This is a genomic window from Streptomyces cellostaticus, from assembly GCF_023630175.1.
Lineage (GTDB): Bacteria > Actinomycetota > Actinomycetes > Streptomycetales > Streptomycetaceae > Streptomyces > Streptomyces cellostaticus_A.
Genome location: NZ_JALLIN010000044.1, coordinates 16,866 through 34,278, shown reverse-complemented (window position 1 = coordinate 34,278; position 17,413 = coordinate 16,866). Strand labels below are relative to the sequence as shown.

Genomic DNA, 17,413 nt, shown 5'->3' with positions numbered 1-17,413 from the left:
GGATGCCCCCGGCCGGAGGGCGCGGCGGCGGGGTGCCGTGCCGGTCAGGTCGCGCGACGGCCGCTTCCCGGGCCGGCGACCGGCGCCCGGTGGGCCGACTGCCGTACGCGACAGGGCACTTCCGGTACGACTGCTTCGCCCCGGACGGGTGGGCGGTGCACGCCGAGGGCCGGGCCCCGGCCCGGGTCCGGGCGGCGCCCGCCGGCGGGCGCGTCCCCCTCAGCGGGCGTCGGGCCGGCCCGGCAGCTCCCGGCCGGTGACCAGCTCGGCCTCGATGCGGACGAAGACCCCGTCGTGCGTGACCACCCAGGAGCGCGGGCCGGTGCGCGACAGCCGTTCGTGCTCGGCGGGTCCGGTCACCACCGTCGCGCGGCCCGTGACGACCACGCTCCACCCGGTCCGGGCCCCGGTGTCGAAGTCGTCGGCCTCGAAGGCCACCACGACCCCGTCGATCGCCCGGACGAGTTCCGAGCTCGCCGAGGTGCGCAGCACCACGGCGGAGTCCGTGTCCACGGAGAAGTTGACCGGCAGCACCGTGGGCAGCGCGCGTCGTGTGTACACGACACGGCCGACCGGCACCTCGGCCAGCAGGCGCAGGCACTCCTGCCGGTCGAGCACCCGGAAGCCGTCGGTGGGGAACATCCGTCCATCGTCCCTCCCGCGGACCGGACATCGTTAGGGCCCAACGGCCCTTCACTACATGCCCCGCCGGGCCGGGCCGCCCGCCGGGCGGGGGACCGTCCGCCGGATGTCCCGGCCGGGCCCCCGGGCCCCGCCACCGGCCTTCGGGTGTCCGCCGGACGGGCGGAACCGGGGACCGACGGGCCGGGCGCTTGGGCCGTTCGGCCCCCTCCGCCGGCGGCCCCGGACGCGGACAGTGGGAGCAGACCTCCGGATCGCCCCGCACGGCCGGAAGATCCGCGGCCCCTGCCGACCGCCGGGCCGCACCACTGCCCACACGGAGGGGGACGGCATGGCCCAGCCGTGGGGAGAGCGGAGCGAGCGGCCGGAACGGCGCGCGTCCAGGCCAGGGTGGCCCGGCCCGCCCTGCCACGGGGTCTTCGGAGCCGCCACGCCGCGCGGTGGTGGCCGCCCGCGTGCTCCGTGGTGCGTCCGGGCATCCGGCGCCCACCGAGCCGCTGTCCCACCCGGCCGGCCCGGCGTCCGTACCGGCCCGGCGCCGCTCCGCGCGACGAGCCGGGCCCGGTGTGCCGGTGCCGGGAACGGTGGCGGCCCGTGCGCTGACTCGTGCCGCTGCCGCTGCCGCTGCCGCTGCCGCTGTTCGCGGTCCGGCCCGCGACCCGGCTGTTCCACACGCTCGCCGAGCCGTTCAGGTGCTTCACCCGCCGCCCCCGCCCCGTCCACCGCGGCCGCGCCGCCCGCCTCGGCCTCCCCGCACCCGGGCACGGCCGGGAACAGCCTCGGCCGACGGCCCACCCCCAGGACCCGGGTCCTGCGACCCGGTACGGAAAGGAACCCCGATGTCCGTCGACACCCAGCAGGTGCCCGACCGCCTCGCACAGGAGGAACTGCGGTCGCTGGACGCCCACTGGCGCGCCGCGAACTACCTGTCCGCCGGTCAGATCTACCTCATGGCCAACCCGCTGCTGTCCGAACCGCTGCGCCCGGAGCACATCAAGCCGCGGCTGCTCGGCCACTGGGGCACCTCACCCGGCCTCAACCTGGTGCACACCCACCTCAACCGCGTCATCAAGGCCCGCGACCTGAACGCCCTGTGCGTCTGGGGCCCGGGCCACGGCGGACCGGCCGTGCTCGCCAACTCCTGGCTGGAGGGCTCCTACTCCGAGACGTACCCCGACGTCACCCGCGACGCGGCCGGGATGGCCCGGCTCTTCAGGCAGTTCTCGTTCCCCGGCGGGGTGCCCAGCCACGTGGCCCCGGAGACGCCCGGCTCGATCCACGAAGGCGGTGAACTGGGCTACGCGCTCTCCCATGCCTACGGCGCCGCGTTCGACAACCCGGACCTCGTCGTCGCCTGTGTGATCGGCGACGGCGAGGCGGAGACCGGGCCGCTGGCCGCCTCCTGGCACTCCAACAAGTTCCTCGACCCGGTCCACGACGGCGCCGTCCTGCCGATCCTGCACCTCAACGGATACAAGATCGCCAATCCGACCCTGCTCGCCCGGCTCCCCGAGGCCGAACTCGACGACCTGCTCAGGGGATACGGCCACGACCCGGTCCACGTCACCGGCGACGACCCGGCCACCGTGCACCGCGCCATGGCCGCCGCCCTGGACACCGTCCTGGACCGCATCTCCGCCGTCCAGCGCGCCGCCCGCGAGGACGGTGCCACCGAACGGCCCCGCTGGCCGGTGATCGTGCTGCGCACCCCGAAGGGCTGGACCGGCCCGGCCGAGGTCGACGGAGTGCCCGTGGAGGGCACCTGGCGCGCCCACCAGGTCCCGCTGGCCGCCGTCCGGGACAACCCCGGGCACCTCAGGCAACTGGAGCGGTGGCTGCGCTCGTACCGGCCCGAGGAACTCTTCGACGAGCGGGGCGTGCCGCGACCGGACGTCCTGGCCTGCGTCCCCGAGGGCGGCCGGCGGCTCGGCGCCACCCCGCACGCCAACGGCGGCCTGCTGGCGCGCGAACTGCCGCTGCCCCCGCTGGAGCGGTACGCGGTCGCCGCCGACAAGCCCGGCGCCACACTGCACGAACCGACCCGTGTCCTCGGCGACATGCTCGAGGACGTCATGCGGGCCACCACCGAGCGCCGCGACTTCCGTCTGGTCGGCCCGGACGAGACCGCCTCCAACCGGCTGCAGGCGGTGTACGCGGCCAGCGGCAAGGCCTGGCAGGCCGAGACCCTCGAGGTCGACGAACACCTCGACCGGCACGGCCGGGTCATGGAGATCCTTTCCGAACACACCTGCCAGGGCTGGCTGGAGGGCTACCTCCTCACCGGCCGGCACGGGCTGTTCTCCTGCTACGAGGCATTCGTCCACATCGTCGACTCGATGGTCAACCAGCACATCAAGTGGCTGCGCACCACCCGCCGGCTGCCCTGGCGGGCCCCCATCGCCTCCCTCAACTACCTGCTGACCTCGCACGTGTGGCGCCAGGACCACAACGGTTTCTCGCACCAGGACCCCGGCTTCGTGGACCACATCCTCAACAAGAGTCCCGAGGCGGTCCGGGTCTACTTCCCGCCGGACGCCAACACCCTGCTGTCGGTGGCCGACCACGCGCTGCGCAGCCGCGACTACGTCAACGTGATCGTCGCGGGCAAGCAGCCCTGCTTCGACTGGCTGCCGATGGAGCAGGCCAGGGTGCACTGCGCGCGCGGCGCCGGCGTCTGGGAGTGGGCCGGCACCGATGACGGAACACGCGACCCGGACGTCGTCCTGGCCTGCGCCGGCGACGTGCCCACCCAGGAGACGCTGGCCGCCGCCCAGTTGCTGCGCCGGCACCTGCCCGAACTGGCCGTGCGCGTGGTCAACGTGGTGGACATCGCGCGGCTGCTGCCGAAGGAGGAACACCCGCACGGGATGACCGACTTCGAGTACGACGGGCTGTTCACCCCGGACCGGCCCGTCGTCTTCGCCTACCACGGCTACCCGTGGCTGATCCACCGCCTGGCCTACCGGCGCACCGGGCACCGCAACCTGCACGTGCGCGGCTACAAGGAGATCGGCACCACGACCACACCGTTCGACATGGTGGTCGGCAACGACCTGGACCGCTACCGCCTGGTCATGGACGTGATCGACCGGGTCCCCGGGCTGGCGGTGCGCGCGGCGGCCGTACGCCAGCACATGGAGGACGCCCGCCGGCGCCACCACGTGTACATCCGCGAGCACGGGACGGACATGCCCGAGGTGGCCGACTGGACCTGGGACGGCTGAGCGGGCCCGGCGGTCAGGGCGCCAGCGGCACGGTCCACTCGACGACCGTGCCGCTCGGCTCGTTCGCCGACAGGACGAACGAGCCGTCCAGCTCCTCCGCCCGCCGCCGCAGATTGGCCAGCCCGCTGCACCGGGTGACGGACGGATCGATGCCCCGGCCGTTGTCGGCCACCCGCAGCCGCAGGGCGGCGTCGGTGACCCCGACCGCGACGTCGACCGACGTGGCGCGCGCGTGCCGGGCCGCGTTGGACAGCGCCTCGCCGAGCACGGCGAGCAACTGCTCGCCCTGCTCGGCGGAGACGACGGTGTCCAGCAGCCCGGTCATGCGCAGCGCCGGGGCGAAGCCGAGCGATTCGGTGGCCCGTTCGGTGGCCGCGACGAGCTGGGCGCGCAGCCCGCTGCCGCGTCGTGCCTGGTCCCCCTCGCGCAGGGCGTAGATGGTGGAGCGGATGATCTTGATGGTGTCGTCCAGGTCGTCCACCACCCGCCGGATCCGCTCGCTCGCCTGCGGCCGGTCGGACACCCGGCTCAGCGTCGACTGCAGCGACAGCGCCCCCGCGAACAGCCGCTGGATGACCAGGTCGTGCAGATCCCGGGCGATCCGGTCGCGGTCGTCGAGCACCACCATCCGCTCGGTGTCCCGCCGGTGCTCGGCGACGTCGAGGGCCAGCGCGGCCTGGTTGCCGAACCCGGTGACCATGTCGCTCACGGCGTCGGCGAAGAGCGCGCCGCCGGGCAGGTTCGCCACCTGCAGCACCCCGCGGACGTGCTCAGGCGTGCCGAGCGGTACGAAGAACGCCGGCCCCAGCTCCACCACGGAGGCGCTGCCGCCCTCCGCGCGCGGGTCGGCGCTCAGCGCGTCACTGGTGATCGTCTCACCCGAGGTGAAGACCTTGGCGGCCAGCGCCGAGGGGGGCAGAACCAGGCCGCGGACCCTGTCGGCACCCGCCCCCGAGGCCGCCTCGATGACCAGCTCACCGCGATCGCCGACCGGCACCGCGAGGGTCACCAGGGCCGCGCCGGCCACCTCCCGCACCTTCGCGGTGAAGGACTCCAGCACCGTCCTGGGTTCGGCGCCGGACAACAGGCTGCGGGTCAGGTCGTTGCTGGCCGCCAGCCACCGCTGCCTGCGCTGCGCGTCCTCGTACAGCCGGGCGTTGTCGATCGCCACGCCGGCCGCCGCCGCCAGGGTGCGCAGCACCGCCTCGTCGTCGTTGTCGAACCCCGCCCCGCCGCGCTTGTTGGTCAGGTACAGGTTGCCGAAGACCTGCTCGCGGATCCGTACGGGGGCGCCGAGGAAGCTGTTCATCGGCGGATGCCCGGCCGGGAAGCCCACGGACGCGGCGTGCCGGTGGAGGTCCGCCAGCCGCAGCGGCTCCGGGTGACGGATGAGCAGCCCCAGTATGCCCTCGCCGCGCGGGAAGTGACCGATCCCGGCGATGGTCTCCTCGTCCATCCCGACCGTGACGAACTGCTTGATCGTGCCCTCGTCGCCCAGCACGCCGAGCGCGCCGTACTGGGCGTCGACCAGGGTGACGGCCGACTCCACGATGCGGCGCAGCACCACTTCCAGGTCCAGGTCGGAACCGACGGCCAGAACGGCTTCCAGGAGGGTGTGCACCCGGTCCCGTGCCGCCCGTACCTGCGCCACCTGGGTCTGGAGATCGTCCAGCAGCGCGTCCAGACGCAACTGCGGGGACATCCCTGACGCCTCCGCCTCACGCCCGTTCTGTGCGCGCTCTCCCACCACGGCTCCCCTCACCGTTTCGCCCCTCACCTCCCCAGGATGCCCGACGGGCCGGGGTCGTCGCACGGCGGTCCTCGGCCTCCGCGCGCGGGCGGCGCCCGTCAGCCGAACAGACTCGGTACGCGGATCGTGCGGACGCGCCGCCAGGTGCCGCCGGGCAGCAGCATCCACTCACCCGCGGCGCCCCGGGACTCCCGGGTGGCGCGGCCGTTTTGGGGGCGCACGGCCGGGGCGCGCGCGGTGCCCCGGGACGGCAGCCGGGCACCGCAGCGCTCGGACTCGATCCGCGGCAGGGTTCGGGCACGCTTGCTCACTGTTCCTCCCGGGGTGTGCGGCGGACCCGGTTCACGCCGTCGGCGACGGAACCACCAGGACGGGACAGCGGGCGTGCCGCAGCAGCCCCTGACTGACCGAGCCCAGCAGAATGCCGGTGAAGCCGCCGTGCCCCCGGGTACCCACGACCAGGCCCAGCGCGTGCGCGGAGGCGTCGGCGAGCGCCCGCACGGGATGCCCGGTCAGCAACTCGTGGCGCAGGTCCACCTCCGGATAGCGGGCCCGGCGCCCGGCCACCGTCTCGGACAGCAGCCGCCGGCACTCCTGCTGCGCCGCGTACTCGTCGAAGATCCGCAGCGGCCCGGGCTGCCAGACGTACAGGGCCCGCAACTGGGCCCCGCGCAGCGCGGCCTCCTCGAACGCCAGGTCGACGGCGACGGCGGAACGCTCGCTGCCGTCGACGCCGACGACGAAGTACGCGGGCTCCTGCGTGACGTGCTCCGGCTCGGGCACGACGACCACCGGGCAGTGCGCGTGGGCCGCCACCGGCAGCGCGACGGCCGCCGAGCCGAACACCTCCTCGGTCCGGTTCAGATGCCGCGAGCCCACGACCACCGCCGTGGCCTCCCGGCTCTGCTCACGCAGCACCCACACCGGGTCGCCCTCCGCGAGCAGCGGATCGACGACGACGTCCGGGCAGCGCTCGGTGACGAAGTCCACGGCGTCGCCGAGCACCTTCTCGCCCGCCCGGTGCAGCGTGTCGTTCCACCGCTCCCAGGACGACGGGACGTCCGGCGCCCGGGTGCCCCGGGTCGGCACTCCCTCGACGTGCACCGGGCGCAGCGCCACCCGCCGCCGGACCGCCTCGTCGGCCGCCCAGGCCAGGGCCATCCGCCGGCCCGGGTCCGGATCGACGCCCACCACGACCGGCCGGCGGTCAGCTGCAGCCGGCATGGCGGCCTCCTTCGTCCGCGGCGGCCGGGACCGGGGGCCGGGGCAGTACGTTCATCGTCCTCGCCTCCTCGCCGCGATGGCACGGGGGAGTACCACCGCTCCCTCCATGGAAGTCCCGGGACGGCCGGACTGCCAGTGCCGGGGGTCCCGGCTTCCGGCACCGGCGGCGGAAAGGGCCCAGGGGCCCGGAAGAAGGGCTGTTCGGCCTACGCGCGCCGGGACCGCACGCGCTGCACTGGAGGTGTCGGCAGATCCGACGACCGCCGAGGAGGACACGGCGATGGCCACACTGACACGCAGGCAGAAGTTCCCGTTCCCGGACATGCCCGACTGGTTCGAGACCATTCCCAGCAAGTTCACGATGCCCGCCCTGCGCATCGAGGACTACACGGAGAGCGGCCGCTACGTGATGCGCGCCGAACTTCCGGGGATGGTCACCGACGACATCGACGTCGTCGTCGGCGAAGGGGTCCTGACGGTCCAGGCCGAGCGCACCGAGCGGGACGTGGACAAGAACCACAGCGAATTCCGGTACGGCGCCATGAGCCGCAGCGTGACGCTGCCGCGCGGCGCCGACGAGGACGACGTCACGGCCGACTACACCGACGGTGTGCTCACCGTCAGCGTGGGCCTGGGCACCGAGAGGACGGAGGCCAGGCACGTCGAGATCCAGCACAAGGACTGACGCGCGATCCGTCCCCGGCGGGCCCGGTGCGGGCCCGCCGGCGCCGGTCCGATCCGCCCGCGGTCAGCGTCCCGGGCGTGTCCCGGCCCAGCGGCGCCGTAGCGCCTCCTCGCGCTCCGCCTCCTCCAGCGCCAGCTCCACCGCAGCCAGCTCCCGCCGCAGCCGGGGGATCCAGTGCCGGCGCAGGGCCCGCACCCGCCGCCGGGTCCGGGTGGCCTCCGCGGCGAGCAGCTCGGCCGCGGCCCACTGGACGGCGTGCTCGGCGGCCGCCCGCACCGCGGCCCGGTAGGCCCTCTCGGCGTGCGCCAGTGCCGTGTTGGGCGGCGCCGGCTCCTCCGGGGCGCGCACCGGGTCCGTCCAGGACAGGGCCGCCGGATGCCGTACGCCCATCAGCGTGTCCCACCGCACGACGGCCCGCGCCCGGTCCGCCGGCGCCGCCTCGGCCCGCGCCCGCTCACCGCCGAGCAGCAGCCCGCGCACCAGCCAGGTGTCCGCCTCGGCCAGCCGTTCCCGCCAGGCGCGGCCCGCCTCCCCGGCCGCCGCGCGGGCCGCGCCCTCCCGGTCCAGCAGCAGCCGGAGTTTGCGTTCCAGCAGGTCGGCCCCGCGCTCGGCGGTAGCGAGGCCGCGGCGCAGCCGCGACCGGCCGGCCCGCCCCACCGGCACCCGGCCCCCGTGCCCGCTCACGGTGTCCCCGCCCGGTCGGTGCCGTCGGCGGACGGGGGCCGCCGGGCGTCGAGCAGTCGGGCCGGGAGCATGCCGAGCTGGCTGCGCGGCAGCGTCAGCAGCACCTCCCAGGCCCGGTCCAGGGACTCGTCGAGCGAGCGGTTCTCGGTCGCGCCCTGGGCGAGGAACCGCTCCCGGAAGACGTCCGCGAGGTCCAGATGGCGCAGATCGGTCGGGGAGAGCGCCGGCCGCCCGATGAGGTCGGCCAGCTCCCGCACCTGCCGCGACCGGGCCAGCGCCGCGATGAGCTGCGCCGCGACATCCGGATGGTCGGCACGAGTCCGCCCCGCTCCGGCGCCCCTGCGCATCAGCCGCGACAGGGAGGCCAGCGGGTCGACCGGGGGATAGGCGCCGGCGGCGTGCGCCTCCGCCGACAGCACGATCTGGCCCTCCGTGATGTATCCGGTGAGGTCCGGCACCGGGTGGGTGATGTCCCCGGCCGGCATCGTGAGCACCGGCAGGACCGTCACCGAACCCGGACGGCCCCGGATCCGGCCGCACCGCTCGTACAGGGAGGCCAGGTCGCTGTACAGGTACCCCGGATAGGCCCGGCGGGCGGGTGTCTCGCCGCGCGCGGCGGACACCTCGCGCAGTGCCTCCGCGTAGGCCGTCATGTCGGTCATCACCACCAGCACATGGCGGCCCTGCGCGAACGCCAGGTGCTCGGCCACCGTCAGGGCGATGCGCGGGGTCAGCAGCCGCTCGATCACCGGGTCGTCGGCGGTGTTGACCAGCAGGACCAGGTCCCGTGCCGCCGAACGCCCGGCCAGAGCGGTCCGGACGAACGCGGCGTCGGCGTGGGTCAGCCCCATCCCGGCGAAGACGACGGCGAACGGCTCGCCCGCACAGGCGGCCTGGGCCGCGATCTGCACGGCCAGCTCCAGGTGCGGCAGCCCGGCGGCGGAGAAGACCGGCAGCTTCTGGCCCCGCACCAGGGTGGTCAGCACGTCCACGGCGGCCACGCCGGTGAGCACCGGCTCGTTCGGCGGCTCACGGCGCACCGGGTTGATCGGGGCGCCGCCCACCGCCGCGTCGGTGTCGCCCAGCACGGGCGGGCCGCCGTCGGCGGGCTCGCCCCGCCCGTCGCAGACCCGGCCGAGCCAGCCGGTGCCGACGGGGACGCGCAGGGGCGCGCCCGAGAAGGCCACCCGGGTCCGGGTCCGGTCCATGCCCGCCGTGTCCTCCAGCACCTGGACCACGGCGAGGTCGCGGTCCACCTCCAGGACCAGCCCGTGCCGCCGTTCACCCGGGCCGACCGAGATCGTGGCGAACTCGTCCCAGCCCACCCCGCTCACCCCCTCGACGACCACCAGCGGGCCGCGCAGCTCCCGCACCCCCGTGTACTCGACGTCCGCGGCCCCGCTCATGCCGTCCGCCCGAGCCGGTCCAGCACGGTGTCGCGGGCCCGGTCCACCGCAGCGGTCCCGGCGGGACCGGCGGCCTCCCGGGCCCGCAGCAGCGGGGTGAAGTCGACCGCCTCGACCGCGTCCGCCCCCGTGCCGCCGTCCACCAGTTCGAGGCAGCGGTCGATCACCTGCAGCGCGGCCTCCACGAGCGCCGTGGTCTTCCCCGGCGCGCTGTAGGCGTCCGCCGGGGACAGCGCGCTCTGCTGGACCACCGCCTCGCGCAGCAGCCGTCCGGCGAGCACGCTGATCCGCTCCCGGGGTGGCAGGGCCGTGACGCCGACCAGTTCGACGAGGTCCGCCAGCCGGTCCGCCTCGGCGAGCAGACCCGCCACCCGGGCCCGCCGGCCCGCCCACCCGGGGTCACCGGCCAGCGCGTGCGCGGCGGCCAGCGCGGACGCGTCCCGGGAGAAGGAGTCCACCCAGGAGACGGCGGGGTAGTGGCGGGCGTAGGCGAGGTCCCGGTCCAGGCTCCACAGGCACCGCACGAACCGCTCGGTGTGCGCGGTGACCGGCTCGGTGCGGTCACCGCCCGGCGGGGACACGGCACCGATCACCGTGACCGAACCGCGGGCGCCGCCCAGGGTGCGCACCGGGCCGGCCCGCTCGTAGAACGCCGCCAGCCGGGAGGCGAGCCCCGCCGGATAGCCCTCCTCGGCCGGGAGTTCCCCCATCCGGGAGGCGAACTCGCGCAGCGCCTCCGCCCAGCGGGAGGTGGAGTCGGCGATCACGACGACGTCCAGGCCCATGTCGCGGAAGTACTCGGCGACCGTCGCGCCCGTGTACACGCTCGCCTCGCGGGCCATCATCGGCATGTTGGAGGTGTTCGCGATCGTCACAGTGCGCTCCGACAGCCGTCCTCCGGTACGGGGATCGGCCAGCTCGGACAGCTCCTCGATGACGTCCGCCATCTCGTTGCCGCGCTCGCCGCAGCCGACGTACACGATCACGTCGGCGTCGCACCACTTGGCGATCTGCTGCAGCAGCATGGTCTTGCCGGTGCCGAAGCCGCCGGGCACCGCGACCGTACCGCCCCGGGCCACCGGGAACAGCAGGTCGACCGCCCGCTGCCCGGTGTGCAGCGGCTGATCGGCGGGCAGCCGCCCGGCGGCCGGCCGCGGCCTGCGGACCGGCCAGTCCTGCGTCATGCGCACAGCGCACCCCGCCACCTCGGCGAGCACGGCGTCGGCGCGGTACTCGCCCGGCGCCGCGACGGCGGTCACCGTCCCGGCGCGGCCGGGCGGCACCAGCAGGCTCAGCGGCACCCGCGCCCCGATCTCCCCGAGGACGTCGCCGGCCGCCACCCGGGCGCCCTCGGCCACGCGGGGCGCGAACCGCCAGGTACGCCCGTCCGGCGCGACACCCCCGGCACCGGGCAGCAGCAGGTCGCCGACGCCGGACAGGGACCGCAGCAGGCCGTCGAACACCCCGCCGAGCAGACCGGGGCCGAGCGCGACCGACAGCGGCCGGCCCAGCGGTTCGGCGGGCTGACCGGGCGCCAGGCCGCCCGTGTACTCGTACGCCTGGACGGTGCCCGTGCCGCCGTGGACGGCGACCACCTCGCCCGGCAGCCCGGCGGCGCCCAGCGACACGAGATCGTGCATCGCGACCGACGCGGGGCACTCCATCTCGACCAGCGGCCCGCAGACCCGCAGGATCCGGGGCGCAGCGCCGTGCCGGGCCGGGGCATCGCGCGGGCCCGGGTGCCGGACGGCGGCCGGGCCCGGTTCGCCGCCCGGGAGCCCCGCGCCCGGGCCGGTCACGGCAGTTCCCACAGGTGCTCGGCCCGTGCACCGGCACGCTCCAGGGCCCGGTCGGCGAGGGCGTCCGCCGACAGGTCGACGCGGCGTCCGGGCACCTCGGCGACCACCCCGCCGCCCGGCGCGTCCGTGATGCGCGCCCGCGCGCCCAGCAGGTCCCGCGCCGCCGCCACCAGCCGGTCCCGCGCCGGAGCGTCCTCGGCCAGTGCCCGCCGCACACCCGAGCGCACCCCGGCCCGCAGGTCCGCGTAGGCCGCGGCACGTGCGGCGAGTTCGGCGGTCCACGCGTCCTCGGCCGCCCGGATCCGCTCACCCGCGGCCGCGGCGGTGCCGTCCGCGGCGCCGGCCGCACGGGCCGAGGCGAGCACCCGGTCCGCCGTGGCGCGCGCGACGCGCAGCGTCTCCTCCGCGTCGGCCCGCGCCCCCTCCAGCACCGCCCCGGCCTCGGCGCGCGCCGCCCGCAGCAGTTCGGCACGCACCGGTTCCAGCGCGTCCGCGGGCGCGGCCATCACGGCATCACCACGGTCAGCGGCCGGGACGGATCCGGGGCCGTCACCCCGGTGCCCAGCGCCTCGGCGGCCGGTGCCGTGAGGATCACCAGGGCGACGGCGCGGGGGAGCCGGCGCCAGGCCGCGCGGACCGCGTCCGGGTCCTCCGCGACCAGCACGTCGACCCCGGCGAGGGCCAGCCCGCCCACGTCCGTGCGGGCGCCGATGGCGGCAACGGTACCCATCGTCAGGCCTTTCCGATCAGCAGGATCGCGACCACCAGCCCGTACACGGCGATGCCCTCCGCCAGGCCGACGATCACCATCGCCCGGCCGAACATCTCGGGGCGTTCGCTGAGCGCGGCCAGCGCGGCGGCACCCGTGTAGGCGACCGCGACGGCGGCCCCGATCGAGGCCCCGGCCACCGCGATGGCCGCCCCGATCAGGGCGGCGCCGCCCACGCCGCCTTGCGCCGCCGCCTGCGGAGCGGCCTGCGCGGGTGCCGTGAGCGCCGTGGCCAGGACGGCGCAGGCGCCCACCAGCAGAGCGAGGTCGGTCGCCAGCAGCCAGCGCAGCGTCCGTCCGGGGCGGCGCCGGCGCAGCGGTCCCACGGCACCGAACACGGCCAGGAGGACCGGCAGGACGATCAGCCAGGTGAGCATGGGATCACCTTCGTAGCAGCGTCTCGGCACGTTCCGCCACGGGGACGTGCCAGGGGCGGAACGGACGGCCCTCCGTCTCGAAGAGCCGGGAGAACAGCTCGTAGAACGCGAGCCGCAGCGCCTGCACCCCGGCCACCAGGGCCTCCAAGCCGAGGGAGACGGCCGTGCCCGCCGCGAACAGCACCACCGCGCCCGCCGCCCCGGCCGTCCCGCGGCCGGCCAGCGCGGTGGTGCCGCGCCACACCAGGTCGGCGAGCGCGGCATGGGTGAGGCCGAAGGCCGCGAGCCGCGCGAAGGACAGGGTGTTGGTCCCCGCGCGTACGACCACGTCGAAGAGCCGCACCGCCGTCTCCGCCACCCCCGCGCCGCCGCCCGCCGTGGCCCGGAACAGACCCGACGCCAGCAGCGCGAGCCCGGCCACGGCCGGCGCGGCCGCGCCCGCCACCAGTGCCGGCACGCCCAGCAGCAGGCCCGCCACGGCCAGGACCAGTCCCAGGTAGAACAGCAGCCCGGCGCACCCGGACGCCGCGGACAGTCCGGCCGCCCAGCCGTCCTCCCGCACCCGGTTCACCGCACCCGCCGCGTGCGCGAGCGCCAGCAGCACCGCTCCGAGGACCACGGCGGCGGCCAGCAGCCGCGCCGGGCTCTCCAGCGGGGCCAGCCACAGCACGGGCAGCAGACCCGTCGGCCCGAAGAACTCCCCGTACGCGGCGCCCGCCAGCATCGACGCGATCCCGGCACCGGCGAAAAACGGCCACAGTCGGCGCAGCGGCACCAGCCGCCGGGGCCGGCCGAGGCGCAGCGCCACGGCCCCGAGCAGCAGCAGCGCGCCGTGCCCGACGTCGCCGAACATGATCCCGAACATCGCGACGTAGGCGAGTCCCGCGGGCCACGAGGGGTCGAGGTCCGCGTACCTCGGGGTGCCGTACGTCGTCACCAGCGGGGTGAACGACACCCGCCCCGACCGCCGCAGCAGGACCGGGGGATCGGTGCCGCGCGGTGTGGGCAGCGGCACCAGGGCACCGCCCGCCGCGGCCAGCCGCTCCGCCACGTGCGGCACCCGGGCCGCCGGGCACCACCCGGCGAGCGCGGCCACGTCGCCCCGCCGGACGGCGGCACCGGCACGCTCCTCCAGTTGGGCCTCGCCGGTCAGCAGCCCCGCACCGTCGCGCCGTTCCAGCCGGTCCAGGTCGGGGGCGGCGCCGGCCAGGACGGCCGGGCCGGTCTCCGCCGGGACCGGCCCGGCGCGCGCCCGCAGCCGGCGCAGCCGCAGCGCCGCCGGCCCCGGGCCCGCGTCCTCGGCCCGGTCCAGCTCCACACAGCCCGCCTCCGCGATCCGCACCAGTGCGTCGCGCAGCGCCGCGCCGGGCACGACCACCGCCACCCGGCGCATCCTGACCGGCGTCATCGGCTCAGGCCGGCGCATCGAACGCCTCCCCGACCCGGCCTCCCCGCGCCGCCGACTCCAGGGCGGCCCGCACCCGCCAGGCGTCCACGGACAGCACGGCGACGGCGCCGACGACCGCGCGGGGACCGAACCGGGCGTCGCGCAGCAGGGCGGTACCGTCGTCGCGGAGCGTGCGCCACCAGCGCACCTCGGCCCGCCACAGCGCTCCCGGCTCCCCGGCCTCGGCCAGGAGCCGGCGGGCCGGGGCCGGCAGCAGGCCGCGGAACCGCGCGTACGAGGCCGCGCCCGCCGCCCGCGACCCCAGCAGCCGGGCCGCGTCGCGCCGCACCGGCTCCGTCAGCGGCCTTTCGTGCACGAACCGTTCACGCGCCGTGAGCAGCGCCGCGCGCCCCACCGCCCAGTCCCGCGCCTGCGGCACCGCGAGGGCGGTCCGCCGCGCGGCGGCCATCCGCATCCCGGTGAGCACGGCGCCCGCGCTGTCACCGCCGGGATCGCCCCAGGCGGAGGCGGCCAGCACGGCACGCAGCTCGGCTCCGGTCCCGGCGCGTTCGAGCCGGCGCCAGGCGGTCTCCAGGGCACCGAGCCGGTACGGCTCCGCCGGGACCTGCCCGGGAGCGTCCCCGGTCAGCCGGGCGGCCACGTTCGCGACCTCGAAGCCGCAGGCCAGCGGCACGAGCAGGCGGGCTCCGCCCCGCGGCAGCCAGCCCGCCAGCACCCGCAGGTGCCACAGCAGCGTCGCGGACACCGCCCGCTGTGCCTCGGGCAGCCCGGCCGCGGGCGCCGCGTACCGCCCGTACGGTGTTCCGGCCAGCTCCCGCAGCGCCTGGTCCAGGCCGGCGCCGGCCGCGAGCGCCCGTGCCCCGTCGGTGCCCGGGCAGCGTCGGGCGAGGGCCCGGGCACGGACCGTCGCGGCCACCCATGCGGCGTTCACGGTGTTCTCGCGGGCCCGGCGGCCTGGCGCAGGGCCTCGGCCACCGTCCGGGCCAGCAGTTCGGGCATGCGTGCGCGGGCCCGCTCGCGGACGGCTTCGACGGTCCGTCCACCCGCGGCGCGCACGGCGGCGGCCTCCCGCCGTCCGTCCTCGAGGACGGGCGCCGCAGCTCGCCGCCGTACCTCGGGCGCCCGCTCCCGCGCGTCCGCCACGATCCGCTCCGCCTCCCGCGCGGCGTCCCGCCGCAGGACCTCGGCCGCCTCGTGCGCCGCCGCGCGGATCCGGGCGGCCTCCCGCTGAACGTCCGTCAGCCGGGTCAGCGCGGGCTCCAGTTCAGCGGCCCGCTCCGCCGCCCGGTCGGCGGGCACGCCGACAGCGGCCGCTCCCGGTGTACCGGTGGGACGGAACCGCTCCAGGAAGTCCCGCAGGCTCATCTCCCGGCCTCCTGCCGGTCGGCTGCTCCTCCGGTTCCACCGTCCCCGCCCCGGCCCGCGCCGGATAGGGCCGTCACGCCGCTCCAGCAGGGCCGTTCGGCTCTAGGCGGTGCGCACGCGGGCGCGGCGACACTGGGAGCGCGGGCAACCCGACGCAGCACAGGCAACCCGACGCAGCACAGGCAACCCGACGCAGCGCGGAGGCCACCGTGAACAGCCACGAGAACTTCTCCATGGGTGCGGAGGCCCGGCGGACCCGGCCCGGCCGGCCCTGGAGCCCCGGTGAGAGTGCCCGGCAGGACATGCTCGTCCGGTACCTGGGCGCCGTGGCCGCGGCCGCGGCCCGGCACACCGGCACCCTGGAGGCCCCGCCGGGCGGGACCTCCCGTCCGGCACCCCGGGCCGCACCGCCCGCCCCGCCCTCCGCAGCGGAGCCCGGGAGCGGTCCGGAGTCCGGGACCGGCCCGGCGCTGGTGCGCGACGTGATGGACGTGCCCGCCGCGTCCCTGCGGAACGACCTGTCCTACCGCGAGATCGCCCGGCTGCTCGCGCGTGAACAGGTCGGCGCCCTGCCCGTCGTGGACGGGGAGGACCATGTGCTGGGCGTCGTCTCGGAGTCGGATCTGCTGGCCAAGGTCGCCTTCGAGGCCTCCGGCCACCGCCCCGGACCCGTCGGACGCCTCCGGGAGCGGCGTCTGCACGGCAAGGCCCGGGGCGAGACGGCGGCCGACCTGATGACCAGCCCCGCGATCACCGTGCTGCCCGGCGCCACCGTCGCCGAGGCCGCCTGGCTCGCCGCGCTGTCCCGGCTGAAGCGGCTGCCGGTCGCCGACCACGAGGGCCGGCTGGTCGGCGTCGTGGGCCGGGACGCCTTGCTGCAGACGCTGATCAGGGACGACGCCGGAATCCAGGCGGAGGTGGAGACCAGGATCCGGGCCGTCTGCCCGCCGGGCGACCGCCGGGCGGTGGACGTGACCGTCCACGACGGCATCGTCGAACTGGCGGGACAGGTGCCGCCGGCGACCGGCGCCCGGCTGCTGTCCGAGGTCGAACGGATCACCGACGTGGTGGAGGTGAAGAACCTCCTGCGCACGGACTGACCTCACCAGGCCGCGGGCGCCGGGCGCCCGGGCCCACCGGTCCGGCTCCCACACCCACGCCCACGCGCCCGTACCGCCCATCGTCCCCGGAGGTGGAGACCATGACCCGAACCGTCACCGCGGGCCTCGACGGCTCGCCCGAGAGCCGGGCCGCCGTCGAATGGGCGGCCCGTGAGGCCCTGCTGCGCCGGCTCCCGCTGAAGATCGTCAACGTCCGCTGGCCCGGCGCGGCCGAAGGCACCGGGGGCGTCCCGCCCGAGGCCGCCGAGGGGGTACGGCTGCGCCACCCGGGTGTCGAGGTGGTCACCGACCAGTTCACCGGAGACCCGGCCGATGCCCTCACCGAGGCGGCCGCCGCCGCCGAGCTGATGGTGCTGGGCTCGCACGGGCTCGGCCCGGTCGGCGGATTCCTGCTCGGCTCGGTCAGCCTGGCCGTCATCGCCCGCGCCGAGCGTCCGGTGGTACTGGTGCGGGCCGGTGAGCAGGCCGCCGACGAGCACCGGCCGGACCCGTCGGGCGTGCCGTCGGCCGGCGCGCCCTTCCGGCCCGTCGTGCTCGGCCTCGACACCGGCGCGCCGGACGACACGCTGCTGGAGTTCGCCTTCGACGCCGCGGCCTGCCGGGACACCGCCCTGCGGGTCGTGCACGGCTGGAACGAGCCGCCCGGCTCCGTGCACCCCCTCGGGGGCGACGCCGGAGCGCACGCCGCGCACGCGCGCGCGCAGGCCACCGTCCTGACCCGGCTGCTGAGCCCCTGGCGGCAGAAGTTCCCGGACGTCGAGGTGATCGAGGCGAGCCGGTGCGGCAGCGCCGCGCGGGTCCTGGTGGGCGCCGCCCGCGACGCCGCCCTGGTCGTCGTGGGCCGCCGGGTCCGCACCGGCCCCCTCGGTGCCCGCGTCGGCCATGTCACCCACGCCGTGCTGCACCACGTCGAGGCCCCCGTGGCCGTCGTCCCGCACACCTGACCCTCGACCGCAGGA

The 17,413-nt window shown here is 76.6% G+C and carries 17 protein-coding genes; 4 read left to right on the top strand and 13 right to left on the bottom strand.

The window, feature by feature from the left end; genetic code table 11:
- Positions 1–219 precede the first annotated feature (219 nt).
- Complete coding sequence (locus MXD57_RS24850; protein WP_250404182.1) at positions 220–642, bottom strand: pyridoxamine 5'-phosphate oxidase family protein; 423 nt, start codon at positions 640–642, stop codon at positions 220–222.
- Positions 643–1,481: 839 nt separating this feature from the next.
- On the opposite strand from MXD57_RS24850, the gene MXD57_RS24845 reads away from it, so the two are divergent.
- Positions 1,482–3,866: a phosphoketolase family protein gene (locus MXD57_RS24845; protein WP_250404180.1), complete on the top strand. Its 2,385-nt coding sequence runs from the start codon at positions 1,482–1,484 to the stop codon at positions 3,864–3,866.
- A gap of 13 nt (positions 3,867–3,879) precedes the next feature.
- Here MXD57_RS24845 and MXD57_RS24840 read toward each other — a convergent pair whose 3' ends face one another.
- The 3 genes from MXD57_RS24840 to MXD57_RS24830 form a co-directional block, all read right to left on the bottom strand.
- Entirely contained in the window at positions 3,880–5,568 is a 1,689-nt protein-coding gene (locus MXD57_RS24840; protein WP_250404221.1) for a sensor histidine kinase, read from the bottom strand.
- A 146-nt stretch (positions 5,569–5,714) separates the two neighbouring features.
- Positions 5,715–5,927: a hypothetical protein gene (locus MXD57_RS24835; protein WP_250404179.1), complete on the bottom strand. Its 213-nt coding sequence runs from the start codon at positions 5,925–5,927 to the stop codon at positions 5,715–5,717.
- A 31-nt stretch (positions 5,928–5,958) separates the two neighbouring features.
- Positions 5,959–6,840: a universal stress protein gene (locus MXD57_RS24830; RefSeq protein WP_250404177.1), complete on the bottom strand. Its 882-nt coding sequence runs from the start codon at positions 6,838–6,840 to the stop codon at positions 5,959–5,961.
- 280 nt (positions 6,841–7,120) lie between these two features.
- Here MXD57_RS24830 and MXD57_RS24825 point away from each other — a divergent pair, with 280 nt between their 5' ends.
- Complete coding sequence (locus MXD57_RS24825; protein WP_250404175.1) at positions 7,121–7,525, top strand: Hsp20/alpha crystallin family protein; 405 nt, start codon at positions 7,121–7,123, stop codon at positions 7,523–7,525.
- Between the two features lie 63 nt (positions 7,526–7,588).
- Here MXD57_RS24825 and MXD57_RS24820 read toward each other — a convergent pair whose 3' ends face one another.
- The 9 genes from MXD57_RS24820 to MXD57_RS24780 are packed head-to-tail and all read right to left on the bottom strand — an operon-like array spanning position 7,589 to position 15,333.
- On the bottom strand, positions 7,589–8,209 hold the full coding sequence (locus MXD57_RS24820; RefSeq protein ID WP_250404173.1) for a V-type ATP synthase subunit D: 621 nt from the start codon (positions 8,207–8,209) through the stop codon (positions 7,589–7,591).
- Positions 8,206–9,615, bottom strand: coding sequence for a V-type ATP synthase subunit B (locus tag MXD57_RS24815; protein WP_250404171.1), 1,410 nt, complete (start codon positions 9,613–9,615; stop codon positions 8,206–8,208). The genes MXD57_RS24820 and MXD57_RS24815 overlap by 4 nt, the downstream gene beginning before the upstream one ends.
- Positions 9,612–11,414 (bottom strand): V-type ATP synthase subunit A, encoded by a 1,803-nt coding sequence (locus MXD57_RS24810; RefSeq protein ID WP_250404169.1) that lies wholly within the window; start codon positions 11,412–11,414, stop codon positions 9,612–9,614. The genes MXD57_RS24815 and MXD57_RS24810 overlap by 4 nt, the downstream gene beginning before the upstream one ends.
- Positions 11,411–11,920, bottom strand: a complete 510-nt coding sequence (locus MXD57_RS24805; protein WP_250404167.1) for a hypothetical protein — start codon at positions 11,918–11,920, stop codon at positions 11,411–11,413. The genes MXD57_RS24810 and MXD57_RS24805 overlap by 4 nt, the downstream gene beginning before the upstream one ends.
- On the bottom strand, positions 11,920–12,144 hold the full coding sequence (locus MXD57_RS24800) for a V-type ATP synthase subunit F (RefSeq protein ID WP_250404165.1): 225 nt from the start codon (positions 12,142–12,144) through the stop codon (positions 11,920–11,922). Before MXD57_RS24800 ends, MXD57_RS24805 begins: the two co-directional genes overlap by 1 nt.
- A 2-nt stretch (positions 12,145–12,146) precedes the next feature.
- A complete protein-coding gene (locus MXD57_RS24795) occupies positions 12,147–12,560 on the bottom strand; it encodes an ATP synthase subunit C (RefSeq protein WP_250404163.1) in 414 nt (137 codons plus the stop codon).
- A 4-nt stretch (positions 12,561–12,564) separates the two neighbouring features.
- Positions 12,565–13,986, bottom strand: coding sequence for a V-type ATPase 116kDa subunit family protein (locus MXD57_RS24790; RefSeq protein WP_250404162.1), 1,422 nt, complete (start codon positions 13,984–13,986; stop codon positions 12,565–12,567).
- Positions 13,973–14,899, bottom strand: coding sequence for a hypothetical protein (locus MXD57_RS24785; RefSeq protein WP_250404160.1), 927 nt, complete (start codon positions 14,897–14,899; stop codon positions 13,973–13,975). The genes MXD57_RS24790 and MXD57_RS24785 overlap by 14 nt, the downstream gene beginning before the upstream one ends.
- Entirely contained in the window at positions 14,896–15,333 is a 438-nt protein-coding gene (locus MXD57_RS24780) for a hypothetical protein (protein WP_250404158.1), read from the bottom strand. Before MXD57_RS24780 ends, MXD57_RS24785 begins: the two co-directional genes overlap by 4 nt.
- A 209-nt stretch (positions 15,334–15,542) precedes the next feature.
- Here MXD57_RS24780 and MXD57_RS24775 point away from each other — a divergent pair, with 209 nt between their 5' ends.
- The gene (locus MXD57_RS24775) at positions 15,543–16,433 is read left to right on the top strand and encodes a CBS domain-containing protein (RefSeq protein WP_250404156.1); all 891 of its coding nucleotides are present in this window, start codon (positions 15,543–15,545) and stop codon (positions 16,431–16,433) included.
- Positions 16,434–16,534: 101 nt separating this feature from the next.
- The gene (locus tag MXD57_RS24770) at positions 16,535–17,398 is read left to right on the top strand and encodes a universal stress protein (protein WP_250404154.1); all 864 of its coding nucleotides are present in this window, start codon (positions 16,535–16,537) and stop codon (positions 17,396–17,398) included.
- The last annotated feature ends 15 nt before the right edge of the window (positions 17,399–17,413 follow it).

What these genes read in the sequence shown, in the direction of transcription:
- MXD57_RS24830 (WP_250404177.1), bottom strand. Translation starts at nt 6,840, where the DNA reads ATGCCGGCTGCAGCTGACCGCCGGCCGGTCGTGGTGGGCGTCGATCCG.
- MXD57_RS24850 (WP_250404182.1), bottom strand. Translation starts at nt 642, where the DNA reads ATGTTCCCCACCGACGGCTTCCGGGTGCTCGACCGGCAGGAGTGCCTG.
- MXD57_RS24800 (WP_250404165.1), bottom strand. Translation starts at nt 12,144, where the DNA reads ATGGGTACCGTTGCCGCCATCGGCGCCCGCACGGACGTGGGCGGGCTG.
- MXD57_RS24815 (WP_250404171.1), bottom strand. Translation starts at nt 9,615, where the DNA reads ATGAGCGGGGCCGCGGACGTCGAGTACACGGGGGTGCGGGAGCTGCGC.
- MXD57_RS24770 (WP_250404154.1), top strand. Translation starts at nt 16,535, where the DNA reads ATGACCCGAACCGTCACCGCGGGCCTCGACGGCTCGCCCGAGAGCCGG.
- MXD57_RS24825 (WP_250404175.1), top strand. Translation starts at nt 7,121, where the DNA reads ATGGCCACACTGACACGCAGGCAGAAGTTCCCGTTCCCGGACATGCCC.
- MXD57_RS24845 (WP_250404180.1), top strand. Translation starts at nt 1,482, where the DNA reads ATGTCCGTCGACACCCAGCAGGTGCCCGACCGCCTCGCACAGGAGGAA.
- MXD57_RS24790 (WP_250404162.1), bottom strand. Translation starts at nt 13,986, where the DNA reads ATGCGCCGGCCTGAGCCGATGACGCCGGTCAGGATGCGCCGGGTGGCG.
- MXD57_RS24780 (WP_250404158.1), bottom strand. Translation starts at nt 15,333, where the DNA reads ATGAGCCTGCGGGACTTCCTGGAGCGGTTCCGTCCCACCGGTACACCG.
- MXD57_RS24795 (WP_250404163.1), bottom strand. Translation starts at nt 12,560, where the DNA reads ATGCTCACCTGGCTGATCGTCCTGCCGGTCCTCCTGGCCGTGTTCGGT.
- MXD57_RS24840 (WP_250404221.1), bottom strand. Translation starts at nt 5,568, where the DNA reads ATGTCCCCGCAGTTGCGTCTGGACGCGCTGCTGGACGATCTCCAGACC.
- MXD57_RS24805 (WP_250404167.1), bottom strand. Translation starts at nt 11,920, where the DNA reads ATGGCCGCGCCCGCGGACGCGCTGGAACCGGTGCGTGCCGAACTGCTG.